Below are 15,701 nucleotides of genomic sequence, written 5' to 3'. Positions count from 1 at the left end.
GCGGCCCTGCGACAACTCAAACGCAGGCTAGTTCGCCCTTCAAGGGCCGAGTGAGGCAGGTCTCAACCCTACCGATGGGTAGTGCGTCGAGCGGTCAGGCTCCGGGGCCGAACGGTCGGCCCGACGTCCACCCCAACATTCACCCCGGGTTCGGCCACAGGACGGCTGCCGCCGTCGGGCGGTGACGAATGTGGACGCCATGGACAACTCACTCCAGAAGCTCACCTCGCTCCATTCCTCCCGACGCTCCGTGCTCCGTGGCGGTCTCGCCACGGGCGCCGTCGCCCTCGCCGGCTCCTCCGTCGTCGTGGGCAGCCGCTCCAGCGCCGCAGCCGTCGTCCCCTCGGCCAACCCGTTCACCCTCGGCGTCGCGAGCGGTGACCCGGCCCCCGACGGCTTCGTCATCTGGACCCGTCTCGCCCTCGAACCGCTGGCCGCCGACGGTCGAGCAGGTATGCCGTCCTCCTCCTACCAGCTGGGCTGGCAGGTCGCGTCCGACGAGCGTTTCGCCGACGTCGTCAAGGCGGGTTCCGTTGCAGCAGAGCCCGGTTGGGCGCACTCGGTGCACGTCGAGGTGCAAGGGCTGCGGCCGGGGCGCGAGTACTTCTACCGCTTCCGCCTCGGCAGGCACCTCTCGGCGCCGGGCCGTGCCGTGACCGCGCCGAGCGCCCTCGAGCTGCCGGCCGCGTTCGCGATGGCGTTCGTCTCGTGCTCCAACCTCCCGGCCGGCTACTTCACGGCCTACCGCCACCTTGCCGAGGAGCGCCCCGACCTGATCCTCCACCTCGGCGACTACCAGTACGAGGGCGCCGGCAACGGGGTCGGGCGCGCCCACGTCGGCCCGGAGACCAAGACGCTCGCCGGCTACCGGCAGCGCTACGCCCAGTACAAGAGCGACCCCGACCTGCAGGCGGCCCACGCCGCGGCGTCGTGGCTCGCCGTCTGGGACGACCACGAGGTCGACAACAACTACGCGGGCGAAATCCCCGAGAAGCCGGCCGAGACGCCCACCTTCCTCGAGCGCCGGGCCGCGGCCTACCGCGCGTACTACGAGAACATGCCCCTGCGACGGTCGTCCGTGCCGAGCGGCCCGAACCTCGACCTCTACCGCCGCGTCCAGTGGGGTCGCCTCGCCAACTTCCACATGCTCGACACGCGCCAGTACCGTTCCGACCAGGCCTGCGGTGACGGCTACAAGGACTGCGCCGACGCCGCCGACCCGTCGCGCTCGCTGCCGGGCATGGAGCAGGAGCGGTGGCTGCTCGAGGGGTTCCGCCAGTCGCAGGCGCGTTGGGATTTGCTGGGCCAGCAGGTCTTCTTCGGCCGTCGCGACAACGACGCGACGGCGAGGACGACGGTCTCGATGGACGCCTGGGACGGCTACCCCGCTTCGCGCCGGCGCATCACGCAGGGCTGGGTCGACGCGGGCGTGCGCAACCCCGTGGTGCTCACCGGCGACGTCCACGCCCACTGGGCCTCGGACCTCCAGCTCGACTACGACGACCCCGGCGCGGTGGTCGGTTCGGAGCTCGTCACGAGCTCGATCACGTCGGGCGGCAACGGCTACGACAGCGCGAGCGGCCAGCACCCGTGGGCGGCGTGGAACCCGAACCTGCGCTTCTGGACCAACCTGCGCGGCTACGTCTCGACGACGATCACGCCCACCGGGCTCACAGCGCGCTACCGCTGCGTGCCGGTCGTGACCACGCCCGGCGCCGAGGTGTTCACGCGCGCCGAGTTCGTCCTCGACGACGGTGAGCGCGGCCTGCGCCAGACGGCCGACAACCCGCTGCCCTCGACGACCGCCCGCCGGTCCGCCGCCGCGTCCGAGGCGTCCGCGGCGTCGGCCACCGCCGGGGCGTCCGGGGCGTCCGCGGCGTCCGGGCCGAGCGACGCGCAGATCATCGCCGACACCATCCGCGAGGAGACCCACGCCACCGAGTAGCCCCCTCGCTCTCATCGAGAGCGCAATCCCTCACACCAACCCGCGATCGAGAGAGCACTCCGTCACGTGGCGGAGTGCTCTTTCGATCGGTGGGCGGGGTGTCGTCGGCATCCGGGGGCGGGCGCGGCGTCGAAGATGAGGTGTGACCGAACGGACCTACCGCCTCGTTGTCCGGGCGGCGCGCGCGAGCTTCGCCGCGCTCGGCCTGCGCATCGACGTCCGAGGCGTCGAGCACCTGCCCATGTCGGGAGGTGCGGTGGTGGCGAGCAACCACGTGAGCTCTCCGGACTTCCTGTTCGTCGGGCTGGTCGGTCGCGAGCGCGGCCGCTACGTGCGGTTCCTCGCCAAGCACGGGGTCTTCCTGCCGCCCGTCCTCGGTGACGCGATGCGGGCCATGCGGCACATCGAGGTCGACCGTGCGCACGGCGAGGTCGCGTTGCGGCACGCGGTCGAGGCGGTCCGGGCGGGCGAGGTCGTCGGCATCTTCCCCGAGGCGACGATCTCGCACTCGTGGGAGCTGCGGCCGTTCCGACCCGGTGCCGCCGCCGTCGCGACGTGGTGCCAGGTCCCGCTCGTCCCCGTCGCAGTCTGGGGCAGCCACCGCATCGGGCGCAGTGGGCGTCTCGGCCTGCGCCGCGGCGTCCCGGTCACGATCGTCGTCGGCGAGCCGCTCCGCCCCGCAGCCGACGCGGACCCGTATGCCGTCTCGGAGCAGCTGAGTGCCCGGGTGGCGGCACTGCTCGAGCAGGCCATGGATGCCTACCCCGACCAGCCGCGCGACGACGCCGACCGCTGGTGGCTGCCTCGGTCGCGGGGTGGCACGGCGCCGAGCGTCGAGGACGGGCTGCGCATCGACGAGGAGGGTATGCGGCGCGCCGACCTGGCAGCCGAACAGCGGGCCAAGCGCTCCCGCAGGCGATCCCGCGCGTCCGCGCGCAAGCTCCGTCGGGGCTGAGCAGGCGACACGGCATACGGCCTCGACAGGTGGGGAGCCGAGAAGACAGGCCGGCAAGTCACGCCGGGAAGTCAGGCTGGGAAGTCAGGCTGGGAAAGTCAGGCTGGGAAGTCAGGCCGGGTGGGCGCCGTGGCGATCTCGTCCTCTCCCTCAGTAGCTCATGCCCATCACCGCCCGCACGGTCGCGAGCGTGCGCTCGGCGACCTCGTTGACGCGGGCATTGCCGTCGTGCAGCACCGACGTGAGGTGTGCCGGATCGCGAGCGAGGTCGGCCCGCCGCGCCCGGTGTCCTGCGAGGGACTCGTTGACCGCGTCGGTCACGACCCGCTTCAGCACCCGGGCGCCGCCGTCGCCGACGCGCTCGGCGACCGACTCGGGTGACTCGTCGAGGAACAGCCCGGCGATCGTCAGGAGGTTGGCCACCGCCGGGCGACCGTCGGGGTCGAAGGTGATCCGCCTCTCGGAGTCGGTGCGCGCCGCCCGGATGCGGGCCGCCGTCTCGTCCGCCGTGTCGCGCAGGTTGATGACGTTGCCCTTGCTCTTGCTCATCTTGGTGCCGTCGGTGCCCAGCAGCAGCGGGACGTCGCTGAGCAGCGCCTCGGGCTCGGGGAAGACGGTGTGCCCGGCGGCATACCTGGTGTTGAAGCGGCGCGCGATGGCTCGCGTCTGCTCGAGGTGCGGCAGCTGGTCACGGCCCACCGGGACGATGCGGCTGTGGCAGAAGAGGATGTCGGCCGCTTGATGCACCGGGTAGGTGAGCAGCAGCCCGGAGAGCGGGCGCCCGGCCGACATCGCGAGCTCGTCCTTCACCGTGGGGTTTCGGCGCAGCTCGGCGTCCGTCACGAGCGACAGGAACGGCAGCATCAGCTGGTTGAGTGCCGGGACGGCGCTGTGGGTGAAGATCGTCGTGCGCGTCGGGTCGATGCCGGCGGCGAGGTAGTCGAGGACGAGACCGTGCACGTTGGACCCCATCTCGCCCACGGAGTCGCGGTCGGTGACCACCTGGTAGTCGGCGATGACGACGAACGTCTCGACGCCCTTGTCCTGCAAGCGAACCCGGTTGCGCAGGCTCGCGAGGTAGTGCCCGATGTGCAACGGCCCCGTGGGCCGGTCGCCGGTGAGCATGCGGAAGCGTGTGGGGTCGCCGGCTGCGTGGCCGTCGATGAGTGCGTCGAGGACGGCGCTGCGCTCGCGCGCGACGGCATACGTGGCCCGCTCGTCGCCGGGACCGGCGGGACCGGCGGGACCGGCCGGACCGGCGGGATCGGCGGGATCGGCAGGGGGGAGGCCGGTGTCGGTACCGAGGGTGGGGCTGAGCGTCATCGTGGGTCTCCTTCGTGGGGTGCCCACGGGTCGACCCGGTGCCCGCATGGTCGAGACATGCGAAGAGCCGCCCGTGGGCGGCTCTGTGTGGGTTGACGCGTCGCGTCGGAGGGCCGCCTCAGCTGGGCAGCCACCACTGACGGGTCGTCGGACGCATGTCAGTGAGGGTACTCACGGCCGCCGAGGCTGTCGAACGGTTCGATCGGCAACGGCCCGCTCCTAGGCTGGTCCGGTGCCCGACGCGACTCCCGCCCAGACCGCCCTGCTCGACCAGCTCGCCGCGCTGACCGAGCTGCCTGACGTGCGCGACCGCGCCGACGGCGCGCGCGAGGCCTGCACGAAGCTGCGGTTCCACGAGGCCCTGCGCCGGCGGATTCCGGAGGCGGCGGCCGAGTCGCGGGTGCGCGGGGCGCGGGCGAGCGCCGCCCTCGACGGGGCCGAGCTGCCCGTCGACCTGGTGCGCGAGCTGATGAGCGGGGCCCGCGGCTGGCCCGACGACCTCGACCCGGGACTCATGACCCTCAAGGGCGCCGTCGCCGCGACGGCCGAGAGCGAGAGGGTCGTCTCCCTCGTGCGCACGGCGCCGCTCCAGGCGTTGGCCCGGCTGCACGTCGCGGCAGCGGCCCCCGTCGTCGAGGGCGACCGGCTCGGGCGCCCCCGCATCGACGACGAGGACTGCGCGGAGCTCGTCGACCTCGGGCCGGCGCCGGCCCCTCCGGTCGTCGCGGCGCGTCTGGCCGCCCTTTCGGAGATGGTCGTCGCGGCCGCCGGCAGCAACCGGGTGCCGGCGGCGGTCGTCGCGGCGCTGGTGCACGCCGAGATCGCCTCGATCCGACCCTTCGTGCACGGCAACGGGCTCGTGGCCCGCGCCATGGAGCGGGCCGTCGTCCAGGCCCTCGGGCTCGACCCGACGGGCGTCGCGGTGCCGGAGGCCGGCCACGTCGCCGGCGGCGGCCCGGCCTACCTGGGGTCGCTGGCGGCCTACGCCCGGGGTGACGCGGCGGGGGTCGGGCTCTGGCTCGCGCAGGCAGGGGAGGCGTACGTGCGTGGGGCGGCGGAGGGGGAACGGGTCAGCGACGCCGTGCGCGCCGGCCGTCTCACCTGAGCTGCTCCGGAGGCGCCCGTGCGGCCCCCGAGAAGCCGCCGATTCGTGCGGGATGTCCACGATGCTGGACAGTTTCTCGCTCTGACGAGGACCTCGCACGAGGTCAGGGCTGTCGCCACGCCGAGGCCGTGGAGTAGAACAGTTGCAGGAACCCCATCGCCGAGAGGCGTAGATCCGGATCCACGCAGGACAGATGTCACGAGAAGACCCCGAGTACCCACGCGAGAGCAGTTCCCTTGGAACAGTCCACCTCCGGGCGCACAACCGGAGCGACACTTCGACAATTGCACGCTTGGTAGCCCGGACTTCTCTGGAGGCCCCTCGACCCCGGTCGAGGGGCCTCCACCTGTGTGGGACCATCTCCACGGTCGGCCTTCGAAATGGAAGCGCTTTCCGGACATTTCGGACGCACATTGTCGTGTGGTGACAAATCCCGAGAAACGGCCGCGTGTCGCGACATCCCGGTTTGCATTCCGAAGGTCGAACCTCCACGATTGACGAGGCGCTCCCCTCGCGGGTCGAGCGCCGCGCGATCTGGCTCCTCCCCCCCGGTGCCAGTCTCGTGAGGGTGGCCTCCGTCTTCCCCCGGACGGAGGCCACCACCGTTTTCCGGGCCGGTTCGCCCACGTCGATGGCCTCGGCCCGGGCCGCCGGCGAGCCTGCCTCGGAGCCGGCTCGGAGCCCCAGCGCTGGGTGGCGGGCTGGTTGTCCACACCCCCTCGGACGCGGGGTGGCCTTTCCACCGGCTTGCGTATGCCGCTGGGCCGGGCCCGGCGGCTGCGTGACGGTTGGCGCATGGGAACCGTCATCGCCTTCGTCCCCGCCTCCGGCGGGCTCGGGTCGTCGACGCTCGCCGCGGCCGTCGCCGTGCGGGCGGCGGCGGCCTCCCGGTCGGCCGTGCTCGTGGACCTCGACCCGTGGGGCGGTCCGAAGGACGTCCTCCTCGGGCTCGAGCAGGAGCCGGGCTGGCGGTGGCCAGAGCTCGCTGACGTCGCGGGCGTCGTCGACGGGCTGGGGCTGGCCGACGAGCTGCCCATGGCGTGCGGGGTCCCGGTGCTCACGAGACCCGGGTCCGGCGTCGCGCCCGGCGCCGCGCCGGTGGGAGGCGACGCGCTCGACGGCTGGCTCGACACCGTGCCCGACGTCGTCGCGGGGCTCGCAGACGCGCACGAGGTGACCGTGCTCGACCTGCCGCGTGACGACCGGGTGCTGGCGTCGGTGGCCGTGCTCGTCGACGCCGTCGTGGTGCTCGTCGGCTCGCACGTGCCCCAGCTCGCCGCAGCCGCCGCCGTCGTGCCGGAGGTGCGGCGCCTGCTCGGTGGCTTCCGCGAGCCGGTCGCGCGCTCGTGGGACGAGGCGCCGCTCCTCCCGATCGAACCGTGGGCGGTGCTCCGCGGCAACCGGGTCGAGCGCGACCTCGAGAGCCTCGTGATGGACCAGCTCGACGTGCCGCTCGTCGCCACCATCGGCGACGACCGCAGGCTGTTGGCGGAGGTGTCCGAGGGACTGCCGCCGGGGGCGCGGGGCCGCGGTGCGGTGGTGCGGGCGGCCGACGAGCTCCTGCTGCGGCTGATCGCCCAGGCGGTTGCGGCATGAGCGATCGGTGCCTGCGATGAGCCTCAGCCCGGCCGTGTGGCAGCGCGTCCGCGACGGGGTCTCCCCCGACGGCGGTGCCGTCGCGGCGGTGGCCGCCCAGGAGCACGGGGCTCTTGGAGCCCGGCGGGTCGCCGCGACACGCTCTGCGCTTGCGGCTCGCGTGCTGGGGGCAGGGCCTCTCGACCCCTGGCTCTGCGAACCCGGCGTCACCGACGTCGCGGTCAACGGCGACGGCTCGATCTGGGTCGACCGGGGCCACGGCATGGAGTGGGTCGGCGAGGGGATGGAGCCCGACGAGGCCCGCGCCCTCGCGGTGCGCCTGGCCGGGCTCGCCGGTCGACGGCTCGACGACGCCAGCCCGTGGGTCGACGGCCAGCTGCCGTCCGGCGCGCGGCTGCACGCGATGCTGCCGCCGCTCGTCTCGGGCGGTCCGCACATCACGATCCGTGTGCCTCCGAGCGACACGGTGTCCCTCGAGGGGCTGTGTGCCCGCGGCATGATGCCGGGTGAGTGGGAGCCGGTGCTGCGTGCGGCCGTGAGGGCCCGGCTGGCGTTCGTCGTGTCCGGTGGCACGGGCGCCGGCAAGACGACCCTGCTCGCGGCGCTGCTGGGGTGCATCGACCCCGTCGAGCGACTGCTCGTGGTCGAGGACGTCCGTGAGCTCTCCGTCTACCATCCGCACCTCGTCCGCCTCGAGGCGAGGCCGGCCAACGTCGAGGGGGCCGGAGAGGTCACCCTCACCACGCTGGTGCGTCAGGCCCTGCGCATGCGCCCCGACCGGATCGTCGTGGGGGAGGTCAGAGGAGCCGAGGTCCGTGAGCTGCTGGCGGCGCTCAACACGGGCCACGAGGGCGGCTGCGGCACGGTCCACGCCAACGCGCCGGTCGACGTCGTCGCCCGGTTCGAGGCGCTGGGGGCTTTGGCGGGTCTCGCCCCCGACGCGGTCCGTGCCCAGCTCGCGGCCGCCATCGACCTCGTCGTGCACGTGACTCGTGCGGGCGGCCACAGGCGCATCTCGGCGGTGGCTGCGCTGTTCCGCCGTGACGCCTCGCCGGCCGTCGTCCCCGCCCTGGAGTGGGACGGGCCCGGCCACCCGCCACGCACCGGTCCCGGCTGGGCCGCCCTCGCCGCCCGCCTCGACCTTCCCGTCGACCGTGTCGGGCCGCTGACCAGTCCGCCTGTCGGTGCACCTGCTGTCTCGGCGGGCTGTGCGCTCGAGGCTGCCGCGACCGGCGCGGCAGCCGGCGACCCGACGCCACCGGGACGGCCTTTCAGGGAGGCGTCGTGAGGGTCGACGGGGTGGCGGCCCTCGCGGCCGTGTTGCTCGTCATCGCCGTCCTCCTGTGGCCACGGCGGCGGCGGAGTGGTGGAGCGACCGCTCACGACTCTGTGTGGGCAGCGCCGCCGGGAGCACCAGGCGGCCGGACCGATGCCGCGCTGCCGAGCCTGTGGCACCGTGACCCCGTCGAGCTCTTCCGCCGATGGCGTCTCCGGCGCCGCTCGGGCGAGCTCGCCGACGACGCCCTCGAGCTGCTGCGCGGCGTCGGACCTGCGCTCGACGCAGGACTGACTCCGAGCCGGTCCATCGAGCTCGCGGCCGCCGCCGCTCTGGGCGCTGAGCGAGTGGCACTGGCCCGGCAGCGGATGGGTCGATCTCGCCGTGGGGACGCCCGACACCGCAGGCCCGGCTGGGGGCCGGCGACTCGCCCGGGGGCGGCGGGTCACGACATCGACCAGCTGGTGGGCGCACTCCTCGCCGCGGCTGAGAAGGCAGAGGTCATGTCGCCGGTCTGGGCACACTGGGCCGCGCGAAGCCGATCCGCAGAGCTCGCCCTCGTCGCCGCCGCCTGGCAGCTCTCCGAGACCACCGGCGCGCCGCTCTCCTTCGCCGTCGACCGTGCGGTGCGCGGGCTGCTCGACGCCAGGGCACGGCGCCGCAAGGTCGCCGTCGCGGTGGCCGGACCCCGTGCCACCGTCACCGTGCTCACGACTCTCCCGCTGACCGGGCCCCTGTTCGGTCTGGCCGTCGGCGTCGACCCCCGTGTCCTCTATCTCGGAACGCCTCTCGCGAGCGTCTGCGTAGCGGCCGGGCTCGCCCTCGTGTGGGCCGGACGAGTCTGGTGCACACGCATGGTCCGTCGGGCGGTGCGACCGTGAGCCCCTGGACCGTGGTCGCGGCGGCCCTTCTCGGCGCGGCCGTCCACGTCCTGCTGGGTTCCGACAGCCGGCAAGGCCAGTCCGTCGAGGGCGCCGAGTCCGTCGACCACGCCGAGCCTCTAGACCATGCCGAGCCCCTCGACGGTGCCGAGTCCGTCGGCCACGGCGAGCCTGTCGGTGCAGTTGACCGCGGCGGTGGTGCCCCGCGCGGTGACCGAGCCGCATCGGCTGGCGAGTCCGGGGACCGTCCGGTCGGCGCCGTGCCTGGTCTTCGCCGCATGACCCGAGGTCTGCGCCCACCCGGCGCGACCGTGGCGAAGGTCGTCGACGCCGAGGTGTCGTCGGCGCTCGCTCTGCTTGCTCTCGCCTACCGCTCGGGCCTTCCCACGTGGGACGTCCTCGAGGCCGTTGCCACAGGGTTGGCAGGGCCGGCCTCACGTGACCTGCGTCAGGTTGCCGCAGCGCTGCGCTGGGGAGCCGACGAGGCCGAGGCCTGGGCCTCCGTCGGGCCGGCCTGGGCACCGGCCGCGCGCGCTGTCGCCATCGCGCACCACGCCGGCGTGCCTCCCGGCGCGATGCTGCTCGCGGCCTCGGACGACCTTCGCGACGCGGAGCTCGAACGCCTCGAGTTGTCGGCCGCGAAGGTCGGAGTCCGGCTCGTCGCCCCCTTGGGTCTCGTGCTGCTGCCCGCCTTCTGCCTCACGACGGTGGCGCCGCTCGTCATCGCGCTCGCGGGGGACGTGCTCCGTGGGTAGCCGAAGCACAGGACGTCTCGAGCACTCCTGCTCGGGCCATGAGGAGAAAGACAGATGGAAGGAGACCGATGAAAGCAGAACCCATGTCCCGCAGACTGATCCGGCGACTGACGTCCGTGAGGCGCGACGTCGGGATGACGACGGCGGAGTACGCCGTCGGCATCATGGCAGCCTGCACGTTCGCGCTCGTGCTGCTCGGGGTCGTGAAGTCCGACGCCGTGCGAGGTGCCCTGACGGGCATCGTGCAGAGCGCCCTGGGCCTCGCGGGGTGACCCGACGCCACCCTCGCCTCGTTCGGCGTGAGCGCGGGATGGTGACGGCCGAGCTCGCCGTCGCCATCCCGTCCGTCGTCCTCGTCCTGGCGCTGTGCCTCGTGGCGGTCCAGGCGGCCATCGACCAGATCCGGTGCATCGACGCCGCGCGCATCGCCAGCAGGGCGGCAGCCCGCGGAGACGACGACGGCCGGGTCCGGTCGCTCGCCGCACAGGCTGCTCCCTCGGGTGCGCGTGTCGCGGTGACCGGAGGTGGCGGCGCGGCCCGCGTCACGGTGACGGCCCGCACGGGCGGCTGGGGCGTCCTGCCCGGGTGGGACCTCGAGGCGACCGCAGAGACGCCTGTCGAGTCAGGGTCATCAGGGCCATCAGGGCGACCTGGGCGATCAGGGCCATGACGAACGGCAGTGCTCCGGCAGCCGCCGCCGACAGGGGTGCCGCAAGCCTGCTGGTCCTGACGGTCGTGGTCGTCGTCCTCGCCCTGACGACCGGCGCTCTCGTGATCGGATCCGTCGTCGTCGCGAGCCACCGGGCGCGGCTGGCAGCCGACCTCGGCGCCCTGGCCGGGGCCTCAGCCGCTCAAGAGGGCTCGTCCGCACCGGCCGCCTGCGCGGTCGCGGGGCAGGTGGCGCAGGTGAACGGCGCCGTGACACAGGCCTGCTCGGTGAACGGCACCGATGTCGAGCTCACCGTCGCCGTGCGTTCCTCGCTGTGGCCGCGGCCGGCGACCGCTCGCTCCCGCGCCGGGCCGGAGCGCTGAGCTGGGCTGAGCGCTGGGACGGGGCGGGCCGCACGTCCGTCCGCCGTCAGCGGTTCTGCCAGGCGTCCGGCGCCGTCAGCAGCTGCCGGACGCGGTCAGGCAGGTCACCGGTGCGAAGGTCCTCGAGCGAGGTCTCGTCGAGTACCTCGCGCAGGCTCGCCCGAACGGCGACCCAGAGACTCGGCAGGTGCTCGGCGACCCCTTGGTAGGCCGTCTCGTGCGGGCGAAGGCCGCGCACCTCGGCGAGCGGGCCGTCGACGGCCCGGAAGACGTCACCGACGCTGATCGCGCCACGCTCGCGGGCCAGCACGTAGCCGCCACGGGCCCCCCGCCGGCTGAGGACGAGGTCGGCGCGTCGGAGGTCCGCGAAGATCGCCTCGAGGAACTTGCGCGGCAGCTCCTGCCGGGTCGAGAGGCTGTCGATGCTGATCGGCGCCGAACCCTCCGCGTCAGCCTCTGCGAGGATCAGCATGGCGCGGACCGCATAGTCGACCCGTGCCGAGATGTCCATCCGTGCAGTCTGCCGCACCGCACAGCGACGTGCGCACCCGGCGCGGGTGAAGTGGCTGAGGCGGCGAGGTGTCGTCCCCTCGCCGCCTCAGTCGTTCGGTCACTCGGTCGCCCGAGCCACCTGCACCCGTCTCGTCGGGACGGGCGAGCTCCACAGCACACGGTATGCCGTCATCCACGGACCCGGCCGGGCGGTCTCGCTGCGCGGCTACCCGCGGCGGGTTCGGAGTCGTCCGGACGGATCAGATCGCGAGGGCCGGGTCGACGTCCACGACGCTCGACCGTGCGACGGCACGGGCATGGATCGTCTCTCCCTCGCGCAGCTGGAGCGCGGCGGCGTCACGGCGCGTGATCTGGGCCGCGAACCGCGCCCCGGAGTCCGCTCGCAGGTCGATGCGCACCTCGAAGCCGAGGGGCACGACCCGCTCGACGACCGCTTCGACGACGCCCGGAGATCCGGCGACCTTCGCGTCGAGGGCCAGCGCCGTGGCACGGTCGCGCTCGAGCACGATGTCGTGCGGGCGCACCAGCTGGTCGCCGAAGTGCGCGACCGAACCGAGGAATCCCATGACGAAGTCGTTGGCCGGGCGCTCGTAGAGCGTCACCGGGTCGCCGACCTGCTCGATCTGGCCCTTGTTCAGCACCGCGATGCGGTCGGCGACGTCGAGGGCCTCCTCCTGGTCGTGGGTCACGAGCACCGTCGTGACGTGCACCTCGTCGTGGAGTCGGCGCAGCCACTGGCGCAGGTCGGTGCGCACCTTGGCGTCGAGGGCACCGAACGGCTCGTCGAGCAGCAGCACCTGCGGGTCGACGGCAAGCGCGCGGGCCAGGGCCATGCGCTGCCGCTGGCCGCCCGAGAGCTGGGCCGGGTAGCGGTTGCGAAAGCCCTCGAGCCCGACGATCTCGAGCAGCTCGTCGACCTTGCGGTCTGTCTCCGCCTTCGGCTTCTTGCGGATCGTGAGCCCGAAGGCCACGTTGTCGCGAACGGTCATGTGCTTGAAGGCGGCGTAGTGCTGGAAGACGAAGCCGATGCCGCGGCGCTGGGGTGGCTCGTGCGTGACGTCGCGGCCCTTGATCGTCACGGTGCCCGAGTCGAGCCCCTCGAGGCCGGCGATCGAGCGCAGCAGGGTCGACTTGCCCGATCCGCTCGGCCCGAGCAGCGCGGTGAGCGAACCGCTCGGGATGTCGATGCTGACGTCGTCGAGGGCGGCGAAGGACCCGTAGTTCTTGCGCGCGTTGGTCACGGTGATCATCGGTCGCTCCTCTTGCGGTCGAGTACGGTCATGAGCAGCAGCACGACGAGCGCGATGCCCATGAGCAGGGTGGCGGCGGCATACGCGCCGTAGGTGTTGTGGTCGTCGATGTAGCGGGAGTGGACGAGCAGCGTCAGCGTCTGCGAGACCCCGGGGAAGCCGGATGACACCATGATCACGGCCCCGAACTCGCCGAGCGCGCGGGCGACCGTCAGGACGATGCCGTAGGTCAGGCCCCACCGGATGGCCGGGAGCGTGATCCGCCAGAAGGTCTGCCAGCGGCTCGCGCCGAGCGTCGAGGCGGCCTGCTCCTGCTCCTGGCCGATCTCGTGCAGCACCGGCTCGACCTCGCGCACCACGAAGGGCAGCGTGACGAAGAGCGTCGCGATGACCATGCCGGGCAGCCCGAAGATCACCGTGAAGCCGGCGTTGTCGAGACCGCCGAACCAGCCCCCAGCCCCCCACAGCATGATGAGGGCGACGCCGACGACGATGGGCGAGACGGCGAAGGGCAGGTCGACCACGGCCTGCAGCAGTCCGCGGCCACGGAACCGACCTCGCACGAGTGCCAGCGCCGTGGCCACCCCGAAGACGACGTCGAGGGGCACGACGATCGCCACGATCAGGAGCGACAGGTTGATGGCCGACCGCGCTGCAGGGGTCGACACGGACTGGATGAACTCGCCGAGCCCGGGAGAGAACGTGCGCCACAGGATGACGGCGATGGGCACGGCGAGCAGCGCGAAGAGGTAGCCGAGCGCCACGACGCGCAGCGAGAGTCGGGTGCCCCGGGAGATCGTCATGCGTCACGCTCCTCACGGCGCTGGGTGCGGCTCGAGAGCACCCGCAGGACGAGCAGCGTCACGAACGCGACGGCGAGCAGCGCCACCGACACCGCGGCGGCGTTGAGGGGCCGGTCGATCTCGATCTGCTGCTGGATGTACTGCGAGGCGACCTGTGTCTCGCGCGGGATGTTGCCGCCGATGAGCACGACGGATCCGTACTCACCGATGGCACGGGCGAAGGCGAGGCCGGTGCCACCCAGGATCGCCGGAGCAAGGGTCGGGAGCACGATGCGACGGAACGTCGTCCAGTTCGAGGCACCGAGCGATGCCGCGGCCTCCTCGACCTCACGGTCGGCCTCGATGAGCACGGGCTGCACCGAGCGCACGACGAAGGGCAGCGTGACGAACAGCAGGGCCACGACCAGGCCCCAACGGGTCGCGTTGAGCTCGATCCCGATCGGGCTGTTGGGCCCGTAGAGCGAGAGCAGCACGATGCTCGCGACGATCGTCGGCAGCGCGAACGGCAGGTCGATGAGCGCGTTGACGATGCGCTTGCCCGGGAACTCGTCGCGCACGAGCACCCACGCCACGAGGGTGCCGAGCGCGGCGTTGACGACGGCCACGATCGCCGACACGAGCACCGTCACCCACAGCGACGCGAGGGCCGCAGGCGCGGTGACGGCGTCCCAGAACCCGGAGAGTCCCTCGCCGAACGACGCGACGGTGAGGGCCGCGAGCGGCAGCAGCACGATGACGCTGAGCCACAGCGTCACGACCCCGACGCCGAGGGGGCGGGCCAGGCCGATCCGACCCGAGGGCCGTTTCGGCGCGCCCGCGTCCGGGCTTGCCGTGCCGTCCCGACCACCCGCAGGGCGTATGCCGTCCCGCGCGTCGCGCTCGTCGGCCCCGTCCCCCGTGTGGTGCTGGGTGCGGTCTTCGGTGCGGTCCTCGGGGCCGTCCTCGGTGCCGTCCTCGGTGAGACCGTCGGTCCGGCCGCGCACACGATCGTCGCCCGTGGCCGGACGCGCCGGCAGGGGCGCCGCTGCCGCGGCACCCCTGCGCTGGTGGATCCTGGCTGTCACTGCGTCGCCTGGTCGTAGATCTTGGCGATGTCACCGACGTCCTTCTTGAAGAGCGTCGAGTCGACCGTCTTCCAGCCGCCGAGGTCGGCGATCGTCCAGAGCTTCGTCGGCGTCGGGAACTTCGAGGCGAACTCCTTGGCCACCGTCGTGTCGACGGGGCGGAAGCCTGCTTCGGCGAGCAGCTTCTGGGCCTCCGGGGAGTAGAGGTACTCGTTGAACGCGGTCGCCTGGGCTAGGTTCTTGCTGCCCTTGAGCACGGCGGCCGGGTTCTCGATCTTGAAGGTCGTGGGCGGCGTCACGTGCTGGACGGGGTCGCCGTTCTTCTCGACGAACAGCGCCTCGTTCTCGTAGCTGAGCAGCACGTCGCCGCTGCCCTGGAGGAAGGCCTCGGTGGCCTCACGGCCCGACTTGGGCTGGATCTTGACGTGGTCCTTGACGAGCGAGGTCACGTAGGCGAGGCCGGCCGCCTTGTTGGCGCCGCCGTTGCTCTTCGCGGCATAAGGGGCGAGCAGGTTCCACTTGGCCGAACCCGATGAGAACGGGTTGGGCGTCACGACCTCGACACCCGGCTTGAGCAGGTCGTCCCAGTCCTTGATGCCCTTGGGGTTGCCCTTGCGCACGACGATCGTGACGACGGAGCCGAAGGGAATTCCCTTGTGCTCGTTGGCATTCCAGTTGGCGTCGACGAGCCCGGCGTCGACGAGACGCGTGATGTCGGGCTCGACCGAGAAGTTGACGAAGTCGGCTTCGGCGCCGGCAGCCACCTTGCGGCTCTGGTCTCCCGAGGCGCCGTAGCTCTGCTGGAACTGCACGCCCTTGCCTGCGTCGGTCTTCTGGAAGGCCGGGATGACGACGTCGAAGCCCACCTTCGGGACGGCATACGCGAAGAGGTTGATGGTGCTGGTCGCAGCACCGGCCGCCGTGGAGCCCGGCTGGTCGACGGTGTCACTGGCCCCGCCGCCGGCACACGCCGACAGGCCCAGGGTCGCGGTGACGGCGATGGCGGCGAGGGCGATGGTTGGGCGTCGCATGGGCGGTGCTCCTGAGGGGTGAGACGGTGGTCGTGTGCGGTCCACACGACGTGGACGTGTCGTGCCCAGGGGAGAGCGTGATGCTTTCCTATCTGTTGCATGGGAGTTTCGAATAGGCGAGCGTTACCGGTCAAATAACTCGCGATTATGTCTCAGAGTGTGGTCGAGCCGC

Annotated in this window: 16 protein-coding genes; 10 read left to right on the top strand and 6 right to left on the bottom strand. The window is 72.5% G+C overall.

Features of this window, described 5'->3' with window-relative positions:
• Positions 1–199: 199 nt before the first annotated feature.
• Entirely contained in the window at positions 200–1,945 is a 1,746-nt protein-coding gene (locus ACFQ2V_RS05645) for an alkaline phosphatase D family protein (RefSeq protein WP_386051537.1), read from the top strand.
• A 142-nt stretch (positions 1,946–2,087) separates the two neighbouring features.
• The gene (locus ACFQ2V_RS05640) at positions 2,088–2,900 is read left to right on the top strand and encodes a lysophospholipid acyltransferase family protein (protein ID WP_386051535.1); all 813 of its coding nucleotides are present in this window, start codon (positions 2,088–2,090) and stop codon (positions 2,898–2,900) included.
• Positions 2,901–3,050: 150 nt separating this feature from the next.
• On the opposite strand, the gene trpS is transcribed toward ACFQ2V_RS05640, so the two are convergent.
• Complete coding sequence (gene trpS, locus ACFQ2V_RS05635; protein WP_386051533.1) at positions 3,051–4,223, bottom strand: tryptophan--tRNA ligase; 1,173 nt, start codon at positions 4,221–4,223, stop codon at positions 3,051–3,053.
• Positions 4,224–4,455: 232 nt separating this feature from the next.
• Here trpS and ACFQ2V_RS05630 point away from each other — a divergent pair, with 232 nt between their 5' ends.
• The 8 genes from ACFQ2V_RS05630 to ACFQ2V_RS05595 all read left to right on the top strand — a co-directional run bounded on the left by ACFQ2V_RS05630 (position 4,456) and on the right by ACFQ2V_RS05595 (position 10,868).
• Positions 4,456–5,328 (top strand): Fic family protein, encoded by an 873-nt coding sequence (locus tag ACFQ2V_RS05630; protein ID WP_386051531.1) that lies wholly within the window; start codon positions 4,456–4,458, stop codon positions 5,326–5,328.
• 795 nt (positions 5,329–6,123) lie between these two features.
• Positions 6,124–6,924 (top strand): hypothetical protein, encoded by an 801-nt coding sequence (locus tag ACFQ2V_RS05625; RefSeq protein ID WP_386051529.1) that lies wholly within the window; start codon positions 6,124–6,126, stop codon positions 6,922–6,924.
• A gap of 16 nt (positions 6,925–6,940) precedes the next feature.
• On the top strand, positions 6,941–8,212 hold the full coding sequence (locus ACFQ2V_RS05620; protein WP_386051526.1) for a TadA family conjugal transfer-associated ATPase: 1,272 nt from the start codon (positions 6,941–6,943) through the stop codon (positions 8,210–8,212).
• Positions 8,209–9,081 (top strand): type II secretion system F family protein, encoded by an 873-nt coding sequence (locus ACFQ2V_RS05615; RefSeq protein WP_386051524.1) that lies wholly within the window; start codon positions 8,209–8,211, stop codon positions 9,079–9,081. Before ACFQ2V_RS05620 ends, ACFQ2V_RS05615 begins: the two co-directional genes overlap by 4 nt.
• Positions 9,078–9,836 carry a type II secretion system F family protein gene (locus ACFQ2V_RS05610; protein WP_386051522.1) on the top strand — a complete coding sequence of 253 codons (759 nt, stop codon included), beginning with the start codon at positions 9,078–9,080 and terminating at the stop codon, positions 9,834–9,836. Before ACFQ2V_RS05615 ends, ACFQ2V_RS05610 begins: the two co-directional genes overlap by 4 nt.
• An 83-nt stretch (positions 9,837–9,919) precedes the next feature.
• Positions 9,920–10,108 carry a DUF4244 domain-containing protein gene (locus tag ACFQ2V_RS05605; RefSeq protein ID WP_386051520.1) on the top strand — a complete coding sequence of 63 codons (189 nt, stop codon included), beginning with the start codon at positions 9,920–9,922 and terminating at the stop codon, positions 10,106–10,108.
• A gap of 38 nt (positions 10,109–10,146) precedes the next feature.
• The gene (locus ACFQ2V_RS05600; protein WP_386051519.1) at positions 10,147–10,506 is read left to right on the top strand and encodes a TadE family type IV pilus minor pilin; all 360 of its coding nucleotides are present in this window, start codon (positions 10,147–10,149) and stop codon (positions 10,504–10,506) included.
• Positions 10,503–10,868, top strand: coding sequence for an Rv3654c family TadE-like protein (locus ACFQ2V_RS05595; RefSeq protein WP_386051517.1), 366 nt, complete (start codon positions 10,503–10,505; stop codon positions 10,866–10,868). Before ACFQ2V_RS05600 ends, ACFQ2V_RS05595 begins: the two co-directional genes overlap by 4 nt.
• Before the next feature lie 46 nt (positions 10,869–10,914).
• On the opposite strand, the gene ACFQ2V_RS05590 is transcribed toward ACFQ2V_RS05595, so the two are convergent.
• The 5 genes from ACFQ2V_RS05590 to ACFQ2V_RS05570 all read right to left on the bottom strand — a co-directional run bounded on the left by ACFQ2V_RS05590 (position 10,915) and on the right by ACFQ2V_RS05570 (position 15,529).
• Positions 10,915–11,379: an RrF2 family transcriptional regulator gene (locus tag ACFQ2V_RS05590; RefSeq protein WP_386051515.1), complete on the bottom strand. Its 465-nt coding sequence runs from the start codon at positions 11,377–11,379 to the stop codon at positions 10,915–10,917.
• Positions 11,380–11,620: 241 nt separating this feature from the next.
• Positions 11,621–12,631, bottom strand: coding sequence for a sulfate/molybdate ABC transporter ATP-binding protein (locus ACFQ2V_RS05585; RefSeq protein WP_386051513.1), 1,011 nt, complete (start codon positions 12,629–12,631; stop codon positions 11,621–11,623).
• Positions 12,628–13,434 carry a sulfate ABC transporter permease subunit CysW gene (gene cysW, locus ACFQ2V_RS05580; protein ID WP_386051511.1) on the bottom strand — a complete coding sequence of 269 codons (807 nt, stop codon included), beginning with the start codon at positions 13,432–13,434 and terminating at the stop codon, positions 12,628–12,630. The genes ACFQ2V_RS05585 and cysW overlap by 4 nt, the downstream gene beginning before the upstream one ends.
• Positions 13,431–14,498, bottom strand: coding sequence for a sulfate ABC transporter permease subunit CysT (gene cysT / locus ACFQ2V_RS05575; protein ID WP_386051509.1), 1,068 nt, complete (start codon positions 14,496–14,498; stop codon positions 13,431–13,433). Before cysT ends, cysW begins: the two co-directional genes overlap by 4 nt.
• A complete protein-coding gene (locus tag ACFQ2V_RS05570; protein WP_386051508.1) occupies positions 14,495–15,529 on the bottom strand; it encodes a sulfate ABC transporter substrate-binding protein in 1,035 nt (344 codons plus the stop codon). Before ACFQ2V_RS05570 ends, cysT begins: the two co-directional genes overlap by 4 nt.
• Positions 15,530–15,701: the final 172 nt, after the last annotated feature.

This window comes from Terrabacter terrigena (genome assembly GCF_042676085.1).
GTDB classification, from domain to species: domain Bacteria; phylum Actinomycetota; class Actinomycetes; order Actinomycetales; family Dermatophilaceae; genus Terrabacter; species Terrabacter terrigena.
This window is presented reverse-complemented; position numbering and strand designations above follow the sequence as displayed.

Bases quoted from the DNA above. Each gene is read 5' to 3' on its own strand.
- ACFQ2V_RS05645 (WP_386051537.1), top strand. From the start codon at position 200: ATGGACAACTCACTCCAGAAGCTCACCTCGCTCCATTCCTCCCGACGC.
- trpS (WP_386051533.1), bottom strand. From the start codon at position 4,223: ATGACGCTCAGCCCCACCCTCGGTACCGACACCGGCCTCCCCCCTGCC.
- ACFQ2V_RS05625 (WP_386051529.1), top strand. From the start codon at position 6,124: ATGGGAACCGTCATCGCCTTCGTCCCCGCCTCCGGCGGGCTCGGGTCG.
- ACFQ2V_RS05620 (WP_386051526.1), top strand. From the start codon at position 6,941: ATGAGCCTCAGCCCGGCCGTGTGGCAGCGCGTCCGCGACGGGGTCTCC.
- ACFQ2V_RS05605 (WP_386051520.1), top strand. From the start codon at position 9,920: ATGTCCCGCAGACTGATCCGGCGACTGACGTCCGTGAGGCGCGACGTC.
- ACFQ2V_RS05600 (WP_386051519.1), top strand. From the start codon at position 10,147: ATGGTGACGGCCGAGCTCGCCGTCGCCATCCCGTCCGTCGTCCTCGTC.
- ACFQ2V_RS05595 (WP_386051517.1), top strand. From the start codon at position 10,503: ATGACGAACGGCAGTGCTCCGGCAGCCGCCGCCGACAGGGGTGCCGCA.
- ACFQ2V_RS05590 (WP_386051515.1), bottom strand. From the start codon at position 11,379: ATGGACATCTCGGCACGGGTCGACTATGCGGTCCGCGCCATGCTGATC.
- ACFQ2V_RS05585 (WP_386051513.1), bottom strand. From the start codon at position 12,631: ATGATCACCGTGACCAACGCGCGCAAGAACTACGGGTCCTTCGCCGCC.
- cysW (WP_386051511.1), bottom strand. From the start codon at position 13,434: ATGACGATCTCCCGGGGCACCCGACTCTCGCTGCGCGTCGTGGCGCTC.
- ACFQ2V_RS05570 (WP_386051508.1), bottom strand. From the start codon at position 15,529: ATGCGACGCCCAACCATCGCCCTCGCCGCCATCGCCGTCACCGCGACC.